The sequence below is a fragment of the Kaarinaea lacus genome (genome assembly GCF_975902315.1).
In genome coordinates, this window is sequence record NZ_CDLKIE010000023.1 from 1 (window position 1) to 3,068 (window position 3,068).

A 3,068-nucleotide genomic window follows, 5' to 3' on the forward strand; every position below is an offset into this window, starting at 1 on the left:
CCAACGGTCAGCGGCTGTAAGTGTAATATCATCACTGTCGATACCGCAGTCCTGACCTTCAGTATTCATGAAAACATAGCGGGCAGCATTCCAGATTTTATTGCAAAAGTTGCGATAACCTTCCACACGGGCCAAGTCAAAATTAATATCGCGCCCGGTGGATGCCATGGCGGCAAAAGTAAAGCGCAGGGCATCAGTACCAAATGCGGGTATACCATCCGGAAAATCCTTGCGAGTGATTTTCTCAATCTTGGGCGCCATCTTGGGCTGCATCAAACCAGTGGTGCGTTTCTTCACCAGTGATTCCAGGTCGATGCCATCAATCAAATCGATAGGATCAAGTACGTTGCCCTTGGATTTTGACATCTTTTGCCCATGGGAATCCCTGACCAGTCCATGTATATAGACCTGATGAAATGGAACCTGGCCGGTGAATTTAATACCCATCATTATCATGCGAGCGACCCAAAAGAATATGATGTCAAATCCTGTCACCAACACGTTAGTTGGGTAAAAGGTTTTGAGGCTGTCCGTCTGTTTTGGCCACCCGAGAGTAGAGAAAGGCCACAATGCAGAAGAAAACCATGTGTCCAGTACATCATCATCCTGACGTAAGGGGAGGTCGGCAGACAACTGGTATTTGTCACGGGCTTCCTGTTCATTACGGGCAACGTATTGGTTACCAGCGTCATCGTACCAGGCAGGGATACGGTGCCCCCACCAGATCTGTCGGCTGATACACCAGTCCTGTATGTTTCTCATCCAGTCGTAATAGGTGTTTTTCCAGTTATCCGGTACGAACTGGATATCTCCGTTTTCGACTGCCGCGATGGCTGGTTCGGCGAGAGGCGCAATTTTCACAAACCATTGATCGGTCAAAAACGGCTCAATGACGGCATTGGTGCGGTCACCGCGTGGCACCATTAATTTGTGATCATCTATTTTTTCCAGTAAGTCCTGGGATTTTAAATCAGCCACGATGCGTTCACGCGCCTCATAGCGATCCAGACCGCGGTAGACTTCTGGCGCATTGTCATTAATACAGGCATCGACAGTGAAAATATTGATTTGGTCCAGGTTGTGGCGGGTTCCGACCTCGTAGTCGTTAAAATCGTGGGCGGGCGTGATTTTCACACAACCCGTACCGAACTCTTTATCGACATATTCATCGGCGATGACCGGGATTTCCCGGTCAGTTAGTGGCAGTTTGACCATTTTGCCAACAAGCTGTTGATAGCGCTCATCTTCGGGGTGTACCGCAACGGCAGTGTCACCCAGCATGGTTTCAGGGCGAGTAGTGGCGACGACCAGGTGGCCGGAACCATCAGCAAGTGGGTAGCGCATATGCCATAAATGACCGTTTTCCTCTTCGGAAATGACTTCCAGGTCGGACACCGCTGTGTGGAGTATCGGATCCCAATTGACCAGTCGTTTGCCCCGGTAAATCAACCCTTCGTCATAGAGCCTGACAAAAACCTCCTGCACTGCTTCTGAAAGCCCTTCATCCATGGTGAATCGTTCGCGCGACCAATCCAGCGATGCACCCATGCGGCGCAGCTGGCGGGTAATCGTGCCACCGGAATGGTTTTTCCAGTCCCAGACTTTTTCAATGAATGCGTCCCGGCCCAGGTCATGGCGGGTCAGGTTTTCCTGCTTTAACTGGCGCTCTACGACCATTTGCGTGGCAATACCGGCGTGATCGGTCCCAGCCTGCCACAGTGTGTTACAGCCACGCATGCGGTGATAGCGGGTCAGGGCATCCATGATAGTATCCTGAAACGCATGGCCCATATGCAAACTGCCCGTGACATTGGGCGGTGGAATCATTATGCAATAGGATTCACCTGTGCCGGATGGGGCGAAATAATTATTTTTTTCCCAGATTTCGTACCAGCGTTGTTCGAGTTGGTGGGGGTCGTATGTTTTTTCCATAGGATATTCTTATACTGCTTTTCAGGCGCCTGGTTTATGAATATGAAGTAAAACGGACAACGGTCCGACTAGCGGCGTACATTATACCTATTAAGACCCGGAAACGGTAACCGGGACATCGTAAAAATGCAGTCTTCTGAAGGCGGGGAACGATTATTTGGAAACTAGCACTATGGTAGTTCGTGCGTCGTAAGGTCATAGCCGCGATCCTTGTAAAACTTGAATCGTGTTCTAGCTAAGGACCGGGAATTCTCATCGGCATCGACAAATTCGGCGACGCGATCAAACTGACTGAAGAATAACGGAACTTCATCGGATAAATTCAGTAGCACGTCATGTGATTCCGGTACTTGATCCTGGTAGCCAATAATTACAGGTTCAGGATTTTTTTCACCCGGTTGGTAAATGCAATGTGGAATAAAACTTCCTGGCTTAAATGTCCATAGCGTATCATCGAGTTGCCTGGCATTTTGTTGAGAGCCGGTGTGGATGTAGATTTTATGTTTCAGTTGATAAACCTTATCGACAAGTTTACAGGCCATTATCTCCCGTGCAATTTGGCCAGTGCCTGACAACAGATAAAAATCAACTTTAGTCACTACGATTATCTTCCTATTTTTGCTTTTTTAAATCTTCGATGCGGTCTATTAACAGCTGCGTGAGTAATGGTACCGGGCGTCCGGTCGCTCCTTTTTCGCTACCCGTCTTCCAGGCTGTACCGGCAATATCCATGTGCGCCCAGTGATATTTTTTAGCAAAGCGTGATAAAAAGCATGCCGCGGTAATTGTACCTGCATCGCGTCCAGCAATGTTGGGGATATCAGCAAAGTTACTTTTCAATTGTTCCTGGTATTCATCCCATAGCGGTAATCCCCAGGCTCGGTCGCCACTGGATTTACCGGCATTGAGAATATCATGAATTAATGGATTGTGGTTGCCCATCACGCCGGTGGCATGGTGCCCCAGGGCGACGATACAAGCGCCGGTTAATGTTGCAACATCGATGACATCGTCAGGATTGTATTTCTCGCAATAGGTGAGGGCGTCGCATAGTATCAGCCGTCCTTCCGCGTCTGTATTGAGTATTTCAACGGTTTGTCCCGACATGGTCGTAACAATATCGCCAGGATTGATAG

The 3,068-nt window shown here is 48.8% G+C and carries 2 protein-coding genes and 1 pseudogene; all 3 read right to left on the minus strand.

The annotated features are described in order from the left end of the window. The coding region (locus tag ACWVCM_RS00375) for a valine--tRNA ligase (RefSeq protein ID WP_455199709.1) at nt 1-1,932 on the minus strand (1,932 nt) is incomplete at its 3' end. A gap of 170 nt (nt 1,933-2,102) precedes the next feature. Then, nucleotides 2,103-2,531 carry a DNA polymerase III subunit chi gene (locus tag ACWVCM_RS00380; protein WP_455199710.1) on the minus strand — a complete coding sequence of 143 codons (429 nt, stop codon included), beginning with the start codon at nt 2,529-2,531 and terminating at the stop codon, nt 2,103-2,105. A gap of 13 nt (nt 2,532-2,544) precedes the next feature. Further along, nucleotides 2,545-3,068: pseudogene (locus ACWVCM_RS00385) on the minus strand (leucyl aminopeptidase); the annotation flags it as partial.